Below are 17,474 nucleotides of genomic sequence, written 5' to 3' on the forward strand. Positions count from 1 at the left end.
TGGAGTTCAAAGCTCGGCTCCCCTTTGATGACCGCGCGGATCAGCGGCGCCTTCTCGCCCGGCGCCAGCGGCTTCATACCCCACTGCGGAAGGTCACGGGTGAGCACCCACTCCTCGTGAATGGCCAGCAACGGGCGCCCTGACCAGTGACCGACCCACGAGAACCGCTGCCCGACAACCATTCCCGACTCGATCGTGCCGGCCAAGACCTCGATGTCGTGTGGCAGCGTGGTGGCGTCGACCGCCACATCGATGTGCGACAGGGTGATGCCGAGGACGTCGGCCGTGGCGTTGAGGGCCTGGCGGTAGGCCATGTCGAGCTTCCTGATGATCGGGGAATCAACGCTGACATCTTCCGGTGGCCTGCCCATGCCCATGAGGTCCACCAGCATCGGCCGGCTGCTTACGGCCGAGACATCGGTGGCCTCGTAGAGATCGATGCGGTCGATGGACTTGCTCAACCCCGTCACCGTCGCGACGAGTCGCTCGAACATGAAGCCGGGGTTCTCACCCGCCGCGTGGAAGCGTGACCCGCCCGCTCGGCACGCCTTGGTGAATGCCGATTCGGTCTCCGCGGCGCAGGTGGGCAGATGGTTGTACGACGTTGTGGTGATGACGGTGCTGCCCGCCGCGAGGAGGCGGCAGATGTCCTCGGCATTCGTCTCGACGGCGTGTGCCTTGCTGGCCGCATGCACAACGACATCGGCGCTCAGGGCGATGATCTCGTCCTTGTCCGCCGTCGCGATCACGCCCGTCGTCGGTGGTAGCCCGCAGAGCGCACCCGCATCGAGACCGGCCTTCGCCGGCTCGTACACCAGCACGCCGACCAGCTGATAACGCGGATTCTCAATCAGCTCCTGCAGCGCGGCCCGACCGACGGCGCCAGTTGCCCACTGGACGACTCGAATGACCAATCGAATGCTCCAGGTTGCGCTTTCGGATTTTCCCGAGTTTCTGGTTCGTCCAACCTACATCATGTAGGTTTGCAACCGACAAGGTGTATGTTGAGCGGGCCGTACGGGAGGTGCACGTGGCGGAGCCTACGGTTAGTGACGACATCGAGCAACGCATTCGCGAGGCGCAGGACAAGTTCAATGCCGGAATGGGCGCCGACGGCGACGCGACCCCCTACCCGCTGCTGCGCGAGCTCCGTAGGAAGGCGGCCGTGCACCCCGGGTGGCCGGAGATGGGCGTCCCCGAGGACGGACCCGAGGGCACTAAGACATTCACGGCGTACTCGTTCGACGCGGTCAAAGCCGTCTTCACCGACAACGTCACGTTCAGCACCCGCATCTATGAGGATGTGGTGCGACCGCTGCAAGGTCCGACGATCCTGGAGATGCAGGAACCCGAGCACGCGACGTATCGCAGGTTGCACGAATTCGCTTTCGCCAGGTCCTCGATGAAACGCTGGGACACCGAACTCGTTGGGCCCCTGGTGGATCGCACGATCACGAAGTTCCGCGGCGACAAGCGCGCCGACTTGGTCGCCGCAGTGTTCATGCCGATCCCGGTCCGAATCATCGCCGCCCTTCTCGGGTTACCCGAATCCGATATCGGGGAGTTCCACCGGTTGGCGATCGACCTGCTGGGCTTTCGCGCCGACATGGAAGGCGCGTTGAGGGCCTCGGCGGAGATGAAGGAATACTTCATCGGAATCCTTGCCGACCGGCGCAAGTCGCCGAAGGACGACATGGTGACCATCTTGTCGCGGGCCGAAATCGACGGGGTCAGGATGTCGGACGAGCAAATCTACGGGTTTATGCGCAATCTCTTGCCCGCGGGTGCGGAGACGACGTCGCGCTCGACGGCCAGCCTCGCGTTCGGCCTGTTGACCCATACCGACCAACTCGCTGCGGTGCGCGCCGACCGCAGCCTGTTGCCGCAGGCGATCGAGGAGGGGATCCGGTGGGAGACACCGCTGCTCAACTTCATTCGGGAAGTCACCGCCGACACCGATTTTTACGGGCGCCACATCCCGAAGGGCTCGACGATGGTGGTCAACCTCGGCAGCGCCAACCACGACGAAACACGCTGGCAGGATGCCGAGTCCTTCGACATCTTCCGGGAGCGCAAGCCGCACATCGGGTTCGGCCACGGCGCCCACGTGTGCTTGGGGATGCACCTGGCGCGGTTGGAGAGCACCAAGATCTTCAACGCGCTGCTCGACGAGCTTCCGGGGTTGCGGCTCGATCCCGACGCCCCGTCACCGTACGTGACCGGCACGATGTTCCGTTCGCCACCGCGCCTCGATGTGGTGTGGGATTGAAGGAGATCGCCTGACATGACTCGCGTGATCCAGTGGGCGACCGGGGTGACCGGCACGATGGCGCTGCGCCACGTCTTGAGCCGGCCGGACCTGCAGCTGGCCGCTGTCCGGGTGTACGACGCGGCAAAAGCCGGGATGGACGCGGGCACGCTGTGCGGGCTGCCGCAAGCAGGTGTGCTCGCGTCCGCCGATCGGCACGCGATCATCGGCACCGATGCGGACGTGGTGCTCTACATGGGCAAAGTGGAGACCGATACGCCGGGCTGCTTCACCGATGTCTGTGATCTGTTGGCCTCGGGCAAGAATGTGATTGCTACCGGCAGCCGGTTTGTCCATCCCCGTTCGCTCCACGAATCGCTGGCGAACGACATCGAAAAGGCTTGTGGTGCGGGCCGATCCTCGTTTCTCGGGCTAGGCCTGTACCCGGGTTTCGTCGCTGAGTCGCTCGCGCCGGTCCTATCCCGGCTGACCGAGCGCACCGAGCGGATCAGCGTGCGGGAGGTGCTGAACTACTCGACCTATGCGAGCCACGACCTGATCTTCAACGCGATGGGTTTCGGTCATGCGCCGGATGACCCCACCCCGTTGCTGTCCAACACCGACTATGCCGCGAGCGCATGGATCGGCAGCGTGACGGTGCTTGCGCAGGCGCTCGGACTCCATATCCGGTCCGTCGAGGGGTTCCGCGAGGTCGTGACGACACCGAGGACGCTGACGGTGGCTGCCGGGGTGATTCCTGCAGGAACCGTGGGCGCCATGCGCTTCGGCGTCGTAGCCGACTGCGGCGAAACCACACTTGCCGTCGAACACCTCACCAGGATGGCCGACGACCTGGCCCCCGACTGGCCGACGGAGATCGGTTATGCGGTGACCTTTGCAGGAAAGCCGAACATGACCTTTCAACTCGTGATCGGCTCCGACGGGGAGGACCACGCCGAGCAGGGCTGTCTGGCCACCGCCATGCACGCCATCAATGCCATCCCCGCGGTGATCGCCGCTGAGCCAGGACTTTACGACTTGTCGACGATCGCCCCGTTCGTCGCGCACTGGACTGAGTGCGGCGTCGTACCGACGAGGTAGGCGCGAGCCCCTAGACCCGCCGTGACGCCGCAAGGAGAGGTGAGTGCTCAAACCGATTGAATTTCAGGTGCTCCACGAGACACCGTCCCTCGCCCATTACCGTCGCGACTGGGTCCCCAGTCCCGGGATGGGACTGTCGGGCATCTGGCTTGGGGCGGTCGTCGCCGACGCATCCGGTCAGAATTACTGGGGAGTGCGGGGATGTGACGACTTCCTCACCGGTATGACTCACGTCGTTTCTCCGGTGTGTGGATTTCGATCGCTACCGAAAAGCCTTGAGGACGACTCGCCCCACCTCTTCCTCGAGTACTCGACGCTTGACTGGTTCGAACCGCTGCAATACGCCGACGATGGCGAGACCGTGCGGCTTTCGTATCCAAGTGGACGGATTGAACGCGATGCCAACGAACTCCACTGGCATGACGCCAGCAGGCGATGGGAGATGCACGGCCGGACCGTCAGTGACATCGTCATCACGCACGTGCCCGCCCAGGACGGCATCGACGACGACGTCTACTACCGCCATGAACTGATGTACGCCACCGGCCGGGTGGACGGTATCGAGGTATCCGGCTACGCACATCAGGACTTTGCGTACGGACCGCCGGGAAAGGTGTACACCGAACTCCCCATCGCTCGGCACCTGCAAGGTATGTGGGTGTCGTGGCTACATGAGTTGGACGATGGGCAGCTGGGCGGCGGCAGCTTCTGGCAGGGGCGCGAAGGTGTCGCGTTCGGCCCGGGCTATCACGTCAAAGGCGGTGTCACCATGGCGCATAAGGACATCACCGCGGAGCCGACATTCAACAAGACCGGACGAATGACCGCGCTTGACGCGACCATCGGCACCGATTCGTACAGCTTCGCGTTCGAATCCAGCGGCAGCCCACTGCACGTTTTCGGCTCCCTGACAAGGACCTCGTCCGGTGCACAGCCGGCACGAAGCTGGTGCTGGGTGGAGTACAGCGGCAATATGCTGACACCGGAGCTGCTCGACGCCGCCACCGCCGTGTTCAAGCTGGCGCGGGGGCTCGACCGATGACGTGGGTCAGACGAAGTCCGATCCGCCGTCGACGTTGACGGTGGCGCCGGTCACGTAGCCGTTTCGTCGTGACGCCAGGTAGGCGGTGACGGACGCGATCTCTTCGGGCAGGCCGGCGCGACCGACATCGCAGGGATGGCCGTAGGTCTTCTCGACCCAGGTCATCACGTGATTCGGATCCGATGAGTCCAGGCCGTCCGCGGCGAGCACATCCCGCAGGATCTCGGTGAAACTGGCCGTCACGATGGTTCCGGGGCAGACACAGTTGACCAGGATACCCTCAGCGCCAAGACTTTTGGACAGGTTCTTGGTGAAGCTCGACAGTGCCGATTTGGCGGCCGTGTAGGCGACCAGGCGTGAGCTCTGACGCTGGATCGAGTGCGCCGACAGTGTAACGATGCGAGCCCAATCCGCCGATCGCAACATTGGCAGTGCGGCCCGCACCGAACGCACAGCGGACAGAGTGCCGAGATCGAAAGCGGCGTACCAGTCGTCGTCGTCGAGATCTTCGAACGCGCCCGCACCCGGACCGACGGTGTGCACAAGGACATTCAGGTTATCCCAGGCGTGGCCTATGGACGCGAACGCCGATGTGATGGACTCGGCATTGGACATGTCAACGCTGACCGTCAGCACTTCGGGAGCACCCGCGCTGCGGATTCGCCTCGCAGCCGAGTCCAACCCAGTATGGCCGCGTGCCATGATCGCCACTGACGCGCCCTCGGCGCCGAGACTCTCGGCGATCGCCAGCCCCATCCCTTTGCTGCCTCCGGTGACGACCGCTGTTGCTCCGTCGAAACCTAGGTCCATCGCGCGGCCCTTTCTCTATCCGGCGCCGGTGAAGCCTGCTGCCCTTTGATGATTCGCGGAGCGAGGTGGACGATCTCACTAACCACAGTCGGGTTGGTGCGTGAGATCGCGATGAGGGAAAGCATTGCATTGGCCACGTCCTCGACGGTGGACATCTCATCCGGAATCTGACCTCTGCGCGCCCAGGCGCGATATAGGTCGGCCAGCAGGTCGCGATCGGCTCCGCGCAGTATCTCGGTGTCACAAGTGGGGCCAACGCTGACCCGGATTACCGCGATCTCGGGATGTTCGGCGCGCCAGGAGCGCAAGATCTCGTCGAGCGCGGCTTTGCTCGCATGGTAGGCCGCCACACCCGCTCTGGGGCGGCCCACATCGTGACTCGACGCGACGACGACCGTGGCGTTGTCGGCCAAGTGGGGGAGAGCCGTCCGCAGTACGTGGGAGGCACCCACGGCATTGACGGCGTATGCGTGCAGCCACGTCTCCACATCCGTCTCTTCGATCAACGCGAACGGGACTACCGCGCTGGTGAATACGACAGCGTCGAGCTTCCCGAAGTTGGTGGCAACCTCGTTGATGACAGATTCGATAGCGCGCGGATCGGACACGTCGAGCTCGTGCGCCGATCCGCCGAGCCGATCGGCAAGCTCCGACAGCCGTTCTACCCGCCGTGCGGCGAGGGCTACCGCCGCGCCCCGGGAGTGGGCGGCGAGGGCCAACGCCTGCCCGATGCCCGAAGATGCCCCGATGATCAACATCCGCGTCCCCGCGATGCTGGAGTGCCGGTCGCTCATACTCTACTTCCTTCGCGTGATTTCACGATTGACGGCTGCGTTGACGCTACCGCAATTCTCGCCACTGAGAATTATTATTCTCAGTGGCGAGTCGACGCTGCTGGCGTTGCGGACTAAATCCGAACAGCTCAGAGAAAAGCTTGTTTACGCCCGTCGGTAACGCATATTCTCGACGGGTCGAGGGTCTCTCTCGCCGGCCGGGAAAGGACGGGAAGCGGATGCGGGACGTGGCGGTGCCTGCCCGGGGGTCATGACGAATACCGTTGGCGCGGCTAGCGAAGCAGGGTCATTCGAGCCCATGGACACGAGTGGTTCGCTGTCGCCATCGCGGTCTAGCGTCGGCTGGGGACTGTGCGCCGTCGCTTACTTGGCCTTTGCGGTGGTGACCGTCGCGACGATCCAATCGGGAACGCACGGGGATTCCCGCATCACCAACCCTAGGCCGGGGCCGGCGCCAGATCCGCCGTTCCTCGGGTTCGATAACTGGCCGCTGGTAGTTGCACTCAGTTCCGTCCCGTTGGCGATCGGCCTGATCGGATCGCTGGTGTGGTTATCGGTGCGGCAGCGCAGGGTGCACTGGGCGGTGGTGATCGCGTTCGCCGGCTTGATCACCGGCGCGCTGGATCCATTGGCCAACTGGGCGACATTCGCGATTTTCGACCCGCGCATGCTGCACTTCCCACTGTCATGGCCGTATGTCGGTATTGCGCCGGAACTCGAGCCCGCGTTGTCGTTCCTCGGTGGTTACGCGGCCTATTACCTGCTCAACGGCTTGGGAATCCTGCAACTTCACGACCGATTCTTGGCCCCACTGGTCCGGCACACCAGTTGGCTTGCGCGCCATCGGCTTGCCGCGGTTTTCCTCGGCGCGTTCGTCATCGCTGTACCGCTCAACGGGCTTGTGCAGTTCACCTGGCTGAGGTTCGGTATTTTTTACTACTCCGAGGCAGTCGGTCCCACCCTGCAGATTGGCGACATCCATTTCCCGCTCATCATGGCGGTGTATGACTCGTTCATCTTTGCGATGGTCGCCGTCATGTGCGTCCGTGACGACGGCGGCACGCTGGTGCTGATCAACGAGATCTCCCGCCGGCTTCCAGCGTGGCCGGGCCGCACCAAGGCCACGCTGACGCGCCAGCTCGTCGTTTCGGCTTCGGTGGGTCTCGTATCGTTCGCGATACCGCTCGCGATACTGGCCACACTGCGGGCCGCGGGATTGTCGTCACCCGCGTACGAGCAAAACCCGTATCCGAATGTCAAGGAATACGATCCTTACGGGCACCTCGAGAAATCGGGCAAGCCGGGACCCTTCTACAAATGAGTCGGATGACTGACAAAGCCTTCGCCCGCTATCGCGTCGTCCACATCGGGACCGGGCTCACAGGACGAGAGGCGTTACGCGCCACGATTATCGACCCGGCACTAGATCTCGTCGGCGTAAAGGTTTCCACGCCGAACAAGGTTGGAGCTGATGCGGGCCTACTGTGCGGTGTCGACGACGTGGGAGTGACGGCAACAGGCGACATGACGGAAATCGTTGCGCTAAAGCCTGATTGTGCATCCTACTGCGCAACAGCGGTCCGCCGGGAGGAAGACGCAATAGCGGATATCGCCGCGCTGCTGGAGTCGGGAATCAATGTCGTTACGATCTCGACAATTCCGATGGTGTACCCAGACGCCGCGCCGGATCGTTGGCGGGCAGTGCTCGATTCAGCCACCAAAGCGGGCAATTCGACGTTCTACGCTACCGGCAGCGAGCCCGGCTTCATCAGTCTCAATCTGCCGACAGCGCTGCTTTCCGGCGCGGGCGCGGTGGATTCGTATCGGATGGATGAGTACGCGGTCGCGTTGGATGAGTCCTATCCGATCTGGGATGTGTTGCATGAGTCGATGGGTTTCGGCAAGCCCGATGGACACGTACCCGCCCGCATTGCTTCGGGCAAGGTAAATCATGACTGGGAGACGGTTGTGCGCTACCTTGCGGACATTCTCGGGATGGAACTCGAACGCGTGGACCTCGATTGGGAGACAGTGCTGGCGCCAGACGATCTTCCGACCGCCGTCGGGGTGGTGCCGTCGGGAACAATCTGTGGGCATCGCTGGAAGCTTTCCGGAGTGATCAACGATCGGGACGTGGTCGCGGTCCAATACTTCGCGACGGTGAGCTCGACACCGTGGCCCGAAGGCTGGCCGAAGCCCTCGCGCGAGGACAAGGGCGGCATGGTTTTTCGTGTGGAAGGAAACCCCAGCATGAGCCTGGAGCTGTACTTCGACCAGCCCGACGCAAACGGGATCAACCCGGCTATCACGGCCACCGCGATGGCCGCGGTCAACGCCATCCCTCGCGTGGTAGCCGCGCCGCCTGGCGTCATCGCATCACCGCTGGCCGGACCCGAAATCGTCAGTCGACTATCCCGCACCCGGCGTTGACCCTATTCGCGCTGCTGCACGGCGGACTGCATTACGGCTCCTGCTGGGATGCGGTCCGCACCGAGCTATCACGACGAGGCCATCGCGCGCTCGCGCCGGATCTTCCGGTCGACGACGATTCGGCAGGAGCGCTGACATGGGCGCAAGTGGCGATCGACGCGATAGAGCGAGAAGCTGACAACCCGTCCGAGGACGTTGTCGTGGTCGCGCACTCTATCTCGGGGCTGTGCGCCCCCGTCATCGCCACCCTGTACCCGTTGCGCCGCATGGTGTTCGTCGGTGGCCTCCTGCCCGTTCCGGGCCAGTCGTTCGTGGAACACCTGGGCGCCAACCCCGACGCGATCACCTTTGCGGAGCCGGAAGAGCAGGGTGCCGGCCCGTTCGGCCTCACCTGGGAGTCGGTACGCGAAGGTTTCTACCATGACTGCCCGGAACCGTTGGCCCGTCGTGCATTCGACGAACTGCGGAACCAATCGTTCACCGTATTCACCGAGCGTTGTCCGATCGACCGCTGGCCCGATACGCCGTCGACCTACGTACTCATGCGGGACGACCGCGCGGTGGGGAAGTCATGGGCCAGGCGCAATGCCGCCGGCAGGGTCGGGGCACGGATCGTCGAATTGGACGGCGGGCATTCACCCTTCTTTGCCCGTCCGGCCGAGCTTAGCGCGGTGCTCCAGAGGTCAGCGTCCCCGGCATGAACGGAAACTCGTGAGCACCAACATGCCCCCGCGTAACCGGTTACGCCTTAGCGGCGCGACAATAGTCCGGCGAGCTGCTGCGCCAACTCCGACTTCTTCACCTTCCCGCTCGCGGTGAACGGGAGGTCCTGCTTGCCGGTGACCCAGATGAATTTCGGCACCTTGTACGCCGATAGCCTCGCACGCAGCTCTGCGCGCAACGACTCGCCGTCGAGCGCCGATTCGCCATGCGGCACCACCGCCGCGGCGACCACCGTCCCGTCATCGCTCTCGGCACCGACCACGTAAGCCTCGAGGACGCCGTCGCAGTCGGCGAGCGCAAGCTCCACCTCACTGGGCGTGACGTTGGTGCCGCCGCCCGTCTTGATCAGGTCGCCCAACCGCCCGGTGAAATTGATCCAACCGTCGTCGTACTCGACGCCGCAGTCGCCCGTCCGGTAATAACCGTCAGCGGTGAAGACCTCCTCACGCTCATGCTTGTGCAGCCGTTGCATCAATGAGTAGCCGCGAACCCAAATTTCGCCGGGCGTGCCCACGGGCACCGGCTGTCCTGTATCGGGATCGACCAGCAGATGGTGTAGTCCCTCGATGGATACGCCGCCTGTTTCGGACCGCTCGGGTGGCTGCGGCACGTAGGGATCCACCCCGATGTGATTGCCGCACAGTTCCGTCATCCCGAGAGCATTGGGGCCCTTTGGCCGACGGGGCGCGGGCACCATTGCCGGCATGCTGGTGCGTTGCACCGAACTCAGATCGCGTGCGGAAAAATCCGGATGCTCGGCCAAAGTCTTGCCCTGTTGCGGCCAGCCCAACGTGATTGTCGCCCGGTGTCGCTCCATGAGTTCCAGCGCCTCCGCAGGGTCGAATGCGGGCTGGGTGACCAGCGTTGCGCCATGGTGGATCACGGCATGCAGCCCGGTGATCAGACCTCCCACCCAGAAGAAGGGCATGGCGGTGAACATGACGTCGTCGTTGGCGACGCCGTAGGTGAAAGTGAGGTTATAAGAATGGCGCACCAGCGCGCCGTGCGTGTGGACCGGGCCCTTCGGGTCCCCGGTACTACCCGAGGTGTAGATGATCGTCACGTCATCGGCCGGTGTGACGCACATTTCCACATCGACCAGGAAATCGGCATCCTTGGCCGACACCTCCCCATCGGCGTTGATCGCTGTCGTCCAGGCCTGATCGGATGATCCCCACACCGCAACGGTCCTCAGAAACGGCGCCTTCCGCACCGCGATGCGGCCCGGCTCGCGCTGATCGCCCAGCCCGGGCAGCGCCTCCCGGAGGCGAGCGACGAAATCGTGATTGCGGAACCGCGACCACGTCAAGATGGCGCGCAGATCGGCATGGCGCGCAGTCCAAGCGAGTTCGGACGCCTTAAAGAATGTGTTGAGCGGCACCGCGACCGCCCCGATGCGTGTGGAGGCGAACCAAGCCAACGCCCAATCGACGCTATTGGGCATCAAGATTCCGACGTGGTCACCCTTGCCTATGCCCTCGGCCAACAGGGCGACCGCCAGCGCGGCTGAGCGGCGGTCAAGTTCGCGATAGGTCAGCTCCTGCCCGGCCACGATGAGAAACGGCTTGTCCCCGAAACGCGCCGCGCAGGACCTCACCAAAGCGGGAACCGTGGGCAAGATATTCGGAAAGGGCATGATCGCAGGATAGTAGGCTTTTGCGTAAAACGAGAACATGGGTTCTCATGCCCTGGCATCGGCTTACAATTCCACCATGGCCACAGAATCGGAAAGTCGGGCCAGCGTCGATCGGTTGGACCGGCTGGAGTCAAGCCTGGTAATCAGCCAGTTGCCCAGCCGGTACGCCATGGCCCTCGATGCGCGCGATCTCGACGCGCTGGTGGCGCTGTTCGTCGACGATGTCCATGCGGGCACCGAGGGGCAAGGCAGGGAAGCGCTGAAGCGTTGGTATGACCGGGTGCTGCGCCGCTTCTACCGGAGCATCCACCTCATCTGCGGCCACCAATTCGACTTCGTCGACGCCGACCACGCGTTCGGGTCGGTGTACTGCCGCGCCGAACACGAGGAAGGCGACGGGTGGTTCGTGATCACGATGCGCTATGACGACGTCTACGAGCGTCGCGACGGCCAGTGGTGCTTCGTCAGGCGGCGGGAGCACCCTTGGTACTCAGTCGATGTGACGGAGCGCCCTGGCCCGGAGTTCATGCGCTGGCCGAACGACGTTCCGTTGCGTGCGGCAATGCCGCACCGCATGCCGACGTGGCAGTCCTTCTGGACCGGCGGAGATCCTGCGCTCCCGGGACGGTTGTCGGCGCGCCCGTAGCACCCGGTGGTGGGGGCGTCGTACGCTCCGACGCGGTTTACAAACGCCGTCGAAACTGACATTCTCACATAGTGCAATCGGGTGTTTCCGCCCGTTGGTAGGCTGGCGGTACGCTCGCATCGGTACCACTGCGATCAATGGAGGCAGCCATTTCGGTCGACAAAGTGCTCAATGGTGTGCGCGTGCTAGAGGTTGCCGCGTGGACCTTCGTACCGTCGGCCGGCGCCGTACTCGCGGAATGGGGCGCCGAGGTTATCAAGGTCGAGCCGCGCGAGGGCGGCGACCCTCAGCGTGGCCTCGTCACGATGGGCATCGTGGACGAGGGCGGCGGCACCGTGAATTACATGATCGAGATACCGAATCGTGGGAAGAAGTCGATCGGGGTCGATTTGAGCACACCCGGCGGACAAGAGGTCGTCCGTACGCTCGCCGCCACCTGCGACGTATTTCTCACCAGCTATCTGCCGAGTCGACGCAAGAAGATGGGCATCGACGTCGACGACATCAGAGCTGTGAATCCGGGCATCGTGTACGTGCGCGGGTCGGGCCACGGCCCGAAGGGTCCCGATTCGGACAAGCCCGGCTATGACGGCGTCTCCTACTGGGCGCGCGGCGGCGTCGCCACCATGCTCACCGAGGATGGCGACGAGTTGGTGCGGTCGCGGCCGGCGTTCGGAGATCTGCTCGGGGGCATGGCAATCGCGGGCGGGATCGCGGCCGCCCTGTACAGGAAGTCGACCACCGGGCAGGGGTCCATTGTGGACGTCTCCCTGCTCGGGCTCGCGGCATGGAACCTCAGTCCTGATGTCGCAGTGAGCCAGATCCACGGCGGCAGCTCGATCCCGAAGTACAGCCACGCCGACGCGCCCAACCCTTTGGTGGGGACCTACCGCACTAAGGACGACCGTTACGTCCAGCTGATGATGCTGCAACTCGACAAGTTCTACGCCGAAGCGATGCGCGCGATCGGCCTACCCGAGTTGATCGATGACGCGCGATTCACCGATCCCGCATCGCGATTCGCCCACCGAACCGAACTCATCTCCCTCATGGATGATGTGTTTGCCCAGCGCACACTCGCCGAATGGCGTGAACAGCTGGCCGGGCTTTCCGGTGCCTGGGGGGTAGTGCAGACACCGGAGGAACTCTGTCAAGACCGGGCAGTGACCGCGAACGGCTATGTCGCGCATACCACTACGATGAACGGTTCGCCGTATTCGCTGCCCACAAACCCCGTCCAGTTCGACGAACGGGCCGTTGTCCCGCCGGGAGCGCCCGAGCATGGCCAGCACACGGAGGAGGTATTGATGGAGGCGGGCTTGGACTGGGACACCATCGCGAAGCATAAGGAGACCGGGGCGATCCTATGAGTGCAACGCCGTCGCCGGTCACTTCCGGGAGCCCCGTTGACTTCGACCCGTTCTCGGACGACTTTTTCAACGGCGCGTTCGACACGTACCGTCGGCTGCGCGACGAGGCTCCCGTTTACTACAACGCAAAGTGGGACTTCTGGGCCTTGACCCGTTACGACGACGTGGCGCCCGCTACCAAGGACTACGAAACCTTCTCCTCCGCGAAGGGCGCCACGCTGGACATGGTGCAGGCGCACGACGATGCGCTACCGGTGCCTAAAGTGATCATCTCGATGGACCCGCCCGAACATCAGAAGATGCGTCGGCTGGTGAGCAACGTGTTCACCCCGCGCGCTATCGCCGCGCTGGAAGACATGGTGCGCGAAAAGGTTTACGAGCGCATCGATGCGCTCGACCCGTCGTCCTTCGACGTGGTGGCCGATTTCTCGGCGCTGTTTCCGAACGAGGTCATCACCACCATGTTGGGAGTGCCGAAGCAGGATCGCGACCAGATCCGGCTTTGGCTCGATCTGCTGCTCGAACGCCGTCCGGGTCAGATCGCCACCACCGCAGAGGGTTTCGAGGCCTCGACCAAGACGGGGATCTACTACTACAACCTGGTGCAAAAGCGTCGGGCCGAACCCCGCGACGACATGATCAGCCGCCTCATCGAGACCGAGATCGAGCGGGACGGTCAGGTAGAGAAGCTCACCGACGTGGATATCACCGGCTTCGCGACCATGCTCGGGGGGGCCGGCGCCGAGACCGTCACCAAGCTCGTCGGCAACGCCATGGTTGCCTTTGCCGACTTTCCCGACCAGTGGCAGAAGTTGCAGAATGACCGCACCAAGATTCCCGCGGCAATCGAAGAGTTGTTGCGTTACGAGGCTCCGTCGCAGTACCAGGTCCGCACCGCTACCCGAGATGTGTTGTTGCACGGCACGGTGATTCCCGAAGGCAGCGCCGTCTTGCTGGTCACCGGGTCAGCGACGCGCGATGAGCGGATGTTCCCCGAACCCGATCGGCTGGACATCGACAGGGAACGCAAGATGGGTTTCAATCTCGCGTTCGGCTACGGCATACACAGCTGTTTGGGGGCGGCGCTGGCGCGGATGGAGAGCCGCATCGCGTTAGAGGCCCTGCTCGATCTGCTCCCCGAGTACGAAGTGGACCACAGCGGGCTGCACAGGGTGGCGATGTCAAACGTTTGCGGGTGGTCCAATGTGCCCGTGCGCAAGAGGGGTTAAGAAAGCAGGGACGATGACGTCCCTCGAACTCATCGGCCGACCCCAACGACCTGACGTATCAGGCCTACACGCTCAACTTTCTGCGTGAAGGCAGCATTGCGGGCTGAAATCCCCGCACCACAAAGCCGCGGACGAAGTCCGCGACCACCTCGTCGTCACTCATGTCGAGGTAAGGAGACGGAGTGGTGAACAGTGAGAACAACATCCGTGCAAACCATTCCGTTGCCGACCGGATGTCGAGGTCGCCGCGGACCTCGCCGGTCAACCGCGCGGCCGAGACATAGGGTGCAAGAAAGTCGCTGCATTCCCTCAGCAGGGTCGACGCATTCTTGGTCAACATCAGACTGACTTCGTCTTGGTCGAAATAGGCCTCGGGTTCGACCACCCGTCGAGCCTGGGTGACGAAGATGCCTGCCCGGACCAGCTTTTCCTCCAACGTACTACCGCCGTGGCGGTCGATCGCGTTGGCCAGCCTGCGATAGAAGCCTTGAGACGCCGCCTCCGCGCATGCCTCGACGATCGTCTCCTTGTCCCGGAAGTACTCGTAGAAGGTGCTCCTGGACACGTCTGCGACGCGTGCGATATCGACGATGGTCGTTTTGCGCAACCCGTGCGTTCGGAAGCAGGCGAACGCGGCCGAAATGAGCACCTCGCGGGTGTCGACCGCCGTCGCATGCGTCATCTGAACTCCTGGCTTTCCCTGCTCAGCGATCGGGCGCGAGGATCAGACCGCTGGTCGGAACGCCCGTACCTGACGTGACAAGGACGTGTTCGACGTCGTCCACCTGATTATGTGACGTGCCGCGCACCTGGCGGACACCCTCGGTGATGCCGTTCATGCCATGGATGTAGGCCTCGCCGAGCAGTCCGCCGTTGGTGTTGATCGGCATTCGCCCGCCCAACGAAAGTTCCTCGACCGACACGAAGTCCTTGGCCTCCCCGCGGCCGCAGAATCCGAGCTCCTCGAGTTGGGTGAAGACGAACGGCGTGAAGTGGTCGTAGAGGAAGGCCGTCGAAATGTCTTGCGGTTTAAGACCCGAATTTCGCCATAGCTTGTTGCCGACAACACCCATTTCGGGCAGCCCCGTGATCTCCTCGCGGTAGTAGCTGGTCATGACCTCGCCGTCGTAGGCGGCGCCCTGTGCGGCGGCCACGATGACGGCGGGCGGCTTGGCCAGGTCGCGGGCTCGCTCGAGGCTCGTCACCACCATGGCAACGCCGCCGTCGCTTTCTTGACAGCAATCGAGCAGTCTCAGCACGGGTTCGATAATCCACCGCGATTGTTGGTGTTGCTCAATGGTTATCGGCTTCTGGTAGAACCAGGCGTCGGGATTCTTTGCGGCATGCTTACGGTCGATGACCGAGATCTTGCCGAAATCGGCGTTGGTGACGCCGTAGGTGGTCATATAGCGCTGGGCGTGCAACGCGACCCAGGCGGCCGGCGTCATGAAGCCGAATGGCGCATACGGTGCCATCCATAGTGGCGTCACGCCCGCTTGACGTCCGGCGCCGCCGAAGCGGAATCCGGAGCGTTCGTTGAATGCCCGATAGCACACCACCGCCTCCGCCGCGCCCGTCGCGACCGCCATCGCGGCCTGCATCACCGTTCCCGCGGCCGCGCCACCACCGTGTGGGACCCTGGTGAAGAACGTCAGGTCCCGGATTCCGACATTGCGGGCGACCTCGATCTCCTCGTTGTCGTCGACGCTGAACGTGACCATGCCGTCGATGTCGGCGGGATGAAGGCCGGCGTCGCTGATGGCGGCTTTGACTGCCTCGCAGGCTAATTGCATTTCGCTGCGGCCCGATTCCTTGGAGAACTCGGTTTGGCCGATTCCGACGAGGGCGGCCCTGCCGCCGATGCCGTCGCTCATGCATCCACACCGTCGAGCAGACTGAGCACCGCGGTGCCGGAGACATGGTCGCCGAGGCTGTTGGCGCCTTTGAACGTGACCTCGATGAATCCTTCGCCGTCGGCCGACGACTTGTCCGTGACGGATCCCGTGAAGCGCAACGGATCATTCGGGTACGCCGGAACGCCGAGGCGAATGGACAACTTCTTGATCATCGCCTCCGGGCCTGCCCAGTCATGCAAGAACTTCACGCAAAGTCCATTGGTCGTCAGGATGTTCAGGAAAATGTCTTTGGATCCTTGGGAGTTCGCAAAATCGCGGTCATGGTGCACGGGCATGTAGTCGCGGGATGCGATGGCACCGGCGACGATGAGTGTGGTGGTCACCGGAACGTCGATCGGGGTGACTTCCTCACCCACGTTGATGGAATTCCACGCGCGCGTGGTGGTGCGGTCGACGGTGGAGGTCATGTGTTTCCTTCCGGGTATGCGGCGCCGAGCCGCGCGAGTTGTTGGGGGGCGGAGCCTAACGAGAGCTCGATCTGCTTGGCCCACAGGAAATAGCGGTGCAGCGGGTAGGTGACGTCGATGCCCATGCCGCCGTGCACCTGTTGGGCTGACGCGACGACTCGCGCACCCGCCTCAGCTGCCCAGAATTTGGCGATGGCGGCCTCGCGGGCGGCGGGTCGGCCCTCGGCGATCAGCCACGCCGCGTGCCAGGTGGTCCATCGAATCGCCTCGACGTCGATGAACGCATCGGCCAACCGCTGCTGCACGGCCTGGAATGAGCCGATCGGCCTGCCGAACTGTTCGCGTTGGGTGGTGTAGGAGGCGGCGATCTTCAACGCGCGCTCGGTCACCCCGACCTGCATGGCACACAATCCGACGAGCGCCCTGGTGTACAGCGAGGCGATCGCGTCCGCACCGCCTCCGTCGAGCCGACGCCCGATAGCGCCGGCGAGCTCGATGTCGGCATAGGGCTCGCCGTTGGTGGTGTCGGCCGGCGAGACGACGACGCCGTTTGTTGCCGTCTCGACGACGAACAGGCCGGGGCCATCGTCGGCCCGTGCCGAAACCACGATGGCGTCGGCAAGCTGCGCCGCGGGCACGAGCTCCTTCGCCCCGGTGAGGGTCCAGGCGTCGCCATCAGCCCGTGCGATGGTGCGCGGCGCGATCGGATCGGAGTTCCCCGGTTCGGCGAGTGCGGCGGTCAGGAACGTGCCGCCGTCCACCACCTTCGGAAGGAACCGTTGCTGGATGCTCGAATCACCGTGTCGCGCAATCGTGTCCGCTCCGAGCACCAGGGTCGCGTAGACGGGGACCGGCGCGACACTCCAGCCGACCTCGGCGAGCAGCACGCCGAGGTCGAGAAAGCTGCCACCGCTGCCGCCGACGGATTCAGGTAGCGCGATGCCCAGCAGGTCCGACGACGCAAGCTCACGCCACAGCTCACGGTCGAAGCGGACCTCGTCTGATTCCAGGTCGGCAAGGTGTTCGGGCGTGGCGCGGTGGTCGAAGAGTTGACGAGCCACCTTGCCGACGGTCTCTTGTTCTTCGGTGAAGGAGAAATCCATGTTCGCCTGCTGCCTCGCG

General features: G+C 63.8%; 17 protein-coding genes. 9 read left to right on the forward strand and 8 right to left on the reverse strand.

The features are described from left to right. Window positions 1–914, reverse strand: a 914-nt coding sequence (locus A5659_RS16550; RefSeq protein WP_067182562.1) for a dihydrodipicolinate synthase, incomplete at its 3' end; no start/stop codon positions are given. Window positions 915–1,030: 116 nt separating this feature from the next. On the opposite strand from A5659_RS16550, the gene A5659_RS16555 reads away from it, so the two are divergent. Genes A5659_RS16555 through A5659_RS16565 form a run of 3 tightly spaced genes read left to right on the forward strand, consistent with a single transcriptional unit; the run spans window position 1,031 to window position 4,391 of the window. Continuing rightward, complete coding sequence (locus tag A5659_RS16555) at window positions 1,031–2,269, forward strand: cytochrome P450 (RefSeq protein ID WP_067182732.1); 1,239 nt, start codon at window positions 1,031–1,033, stop codon at window positions 2,267–2,269. Between the two features lie 15 nt (window positions 2,270–2,284). Beyond that, a complete protein-coding gene (locus A5659_RS16560) occupies window positions 2,285–3,349 on the forward strand; it encodes a dihydrodipicolinate reductase (RefSeq protein WP_067182564.1) in 1,065 nt (354 codons plus the stop codon). Window positions 3,350–3,392: 43 nt separating this feature from the next. Further along, window positions 3,393–4,391: a hypothetical protein gene (locus A5659_RS16565; protein ID WP_067182579.1), complete on the forward strand. Its 999-nt coding sequence runs from the start codon at window positions 3,393–3,395 to the stop codon at window positions 4,389–4,391. A gap of 6 nt (window positions 4,392–4,397) precedes the next feature. On the opposite strand, the gene A5659_RS16570 is transcribed toward A5659_RS16565, so the two are convergent. Both A5659_RS16570 and A5659_RS16575 read right to left on the reverse strand, forming a co-directional pair. Beyond that, window positions 4,398–5,201 (reverse strand): SDR family NAD(P)-dependent oxidoreductase, encoded by an 804-nt coding sequence (locus A5659_RS16570; RefSeq protein ID WP_067182580.1) that lies wholly within the window; start codon window positions 5,199–5,201, stop codon window positions 4,398–4,400. Further along, entirely contained in the window at window positions 5,192–5,995 is an 804-nt protein-coding gene (locus A5659_RS16575) for an SDR family oxidoreductase (protein WP_067182589.1), read from the reverse strand. Before A5659_RS16575 ends, A5659_RS16570 begins: the two co-directional genes overlap by 10 nt. 556 nt (window positions 5,996–6,551) lie before the next feature. Between A5659_RS16575 and A5659_RS16580 the strand changes: the two genes are divergently transcribed. The 3 genes from A5659_RS16580 to A5659_RS16590 are packed head-to-tail and all read left to right on the forward strand — an operon-like array spanning window position 6,552 to window position 9,126. Then, a complete protein-coding gene (locus tag A5659_RS16580; RefSeq protein ID WP_255364647.1) occupies window positions 6,552–7,316 on the forward strand; it encodes a spirocyclase AveC family protein in 765 nt (254 codons plus the stop codon). A gap of 5 nt (window positions 7,317–7,321) precedes the next feature. After that, window positions 7,322–8,425 (forward strand): dihydrodipicolinate reductase, encoded by a 1,104-nt coding sequence (locus tag A5659_RS16585; RefSeq protein ID WP_231997851.1) that lies wholly within the window; start codon window positions 7,322–7,324, stop codon window positions 8,423–8,425. Continuing rightward, window positions 8,422–9,126 carry an alpha/beta fold hydrolase gene (locus tag A5659_RS16590; RefSeq protein ID WP_067182598.1) on the forward strand — a complete coding sequence of 235 codons (705 nt, stop codon included), beginning with the start codon at window positions 8,422–8,424 and terminating at the stop codon, window positions 9,124–9,126. Before A5659_RS16585 ends, A5659_RS16590 begins: the two co-directional genes overlap by 4 nt. Before the next feature lie 47 nt (window positions 9,127–9,173). Here A5659_RS16590 and A5659_RS16595 read toward each other — a convergent pair whose 3' ends face one another. Beyond that, a complete protein-coding gene (locus tag A5659_RS16595) occupies window positions 9,174–10,784 on the reverse strand; it encodes a class I adenylate-forming enzyme family protein (RefSeq protein WP_067182735.1) in 1,611 nt (536 codons plus the stop codon). 115 nt (window positions 10,785–10,899) lie between these two features. Here A5659_RS16595 and A5659_RS16600 point away from each other — a divergent pair, with 115 nt between their 5' ends. The 3 genes from A5659_RS16600 (at window position 10,900) to A5659_RS16610 (ending at window position 14,029) form a co-directional block, all read left to right on the forward strand. After that, on the forward strand, window positions 10,900–11,430 hold the full coding sequence (locus tag A5659_RS16600) for a nuclear transport factor 2 family protein (protein WP_082976088.1): 531 nt from the start codon (window positions 10,900–10,902) through the stop codon (window positions 11,428–11,430). Window positions 11,431–11,567: 137 nt separating this feature from the next. Next, on the forward strand, window positions 11,568–12,800 hold the full coding sequence (locus tag A5659_RS16605) for a CaiB/BaiF CoA-transferase family protein (protein WP_067182602.1): 1,233 nt from the start codon (window positions 11,568–11,570) through the stop codon (window positions 12,798–12,800). Further along, window positions 12,797–14,029, forward strand: coding sequence for a cytochrome P450 (locus A5659_RS16610; RefSeq protein WP_067182604.1), 1,233 nt, complete (start codon window positions 12,797–12,799; stop codon window positions 14,027–14,029). Before A5659_RS16605 ends, A5659_RS16610 begins: the two co-directional genes overlap by 4 nt. A gap of 64 nt (window positions 14,030–14,093) precedes the next feature. Here the strand turns inward: A5659_RS16610 and A5659_RS16615 are convergent, their stop codons facing one another. From A5659_RS16615 to A5659_RS16630, 4 genes are read right to left on the reverse strand one after another with little or no spacing between them, the layout of a single operon-like run. Then, window positions 14,094–14,711: a TetR/AcrR family transcriptional regulator gene (locus tag A5659_RS16615; RefSeq protein WP_067182606.1), complete on the reverse strand. Its 618-nt coding sequence runs from the start codon at window positions 14,709–14,711 to the stop codon at window positions 14,094–14,096. Between the two features lie 22 nt (window positions 14,712–14,733). Continuing rightward, window positions 14,734–15,903 carry a lipid-transfer protein gene (locus A5659_RS16620; RefSeq protein ID WP_067182611.1) on the reverse strand — a complete coding sequence of 390 codons (1,170 nt, stop codon included), beginning with the start codon at window positions 15,901–15,903 and terminating at the stop codon, window positions 14,734–14,736. Beyond that, complete coding sequence (locus A5659_RS16625) at window positions 15,900–16,352, reverse strand: MaoC family dehydratase (protein WP_067182614.1); 453 nt, start codon at window positions 16,350–16,352, stop codon at window positions 15,900–15,902. The genes A5659_RS16620 and A5659_RS16625 overlap by 4 nt, the downstream gene beginning before the upstream one ends. Next, on the reverse strand, window positions 16,349–17,455 hold the full coding sequence (locus A5659_RS16630; RefSeq protein ID WP_067182616.1) for an acyl-CoA dehydrogenase family protein: 1,107 nt from the start codon (window positions 17,453–17,455) through the stop codon (window positions 16,349–16,351). Before A5659_RS16630 ends, A5659_RS16625 begins: the two co-directional genes overlap by 4 nt. Window positions 17,456–17,474 lie beyond the last annotated feature (19 nt).

Source organism: Mycobacterium sp. 1165196.3, from assembly GCF_001673415.1.
GTDB classification, from domain to species: domain Bacteria; phylum Actinomycetota; class Actinomycetes; order Mycobacteriales; family Mycobacteriaceae; genus Mycobacterium; species Mycobacterium europaeum_A.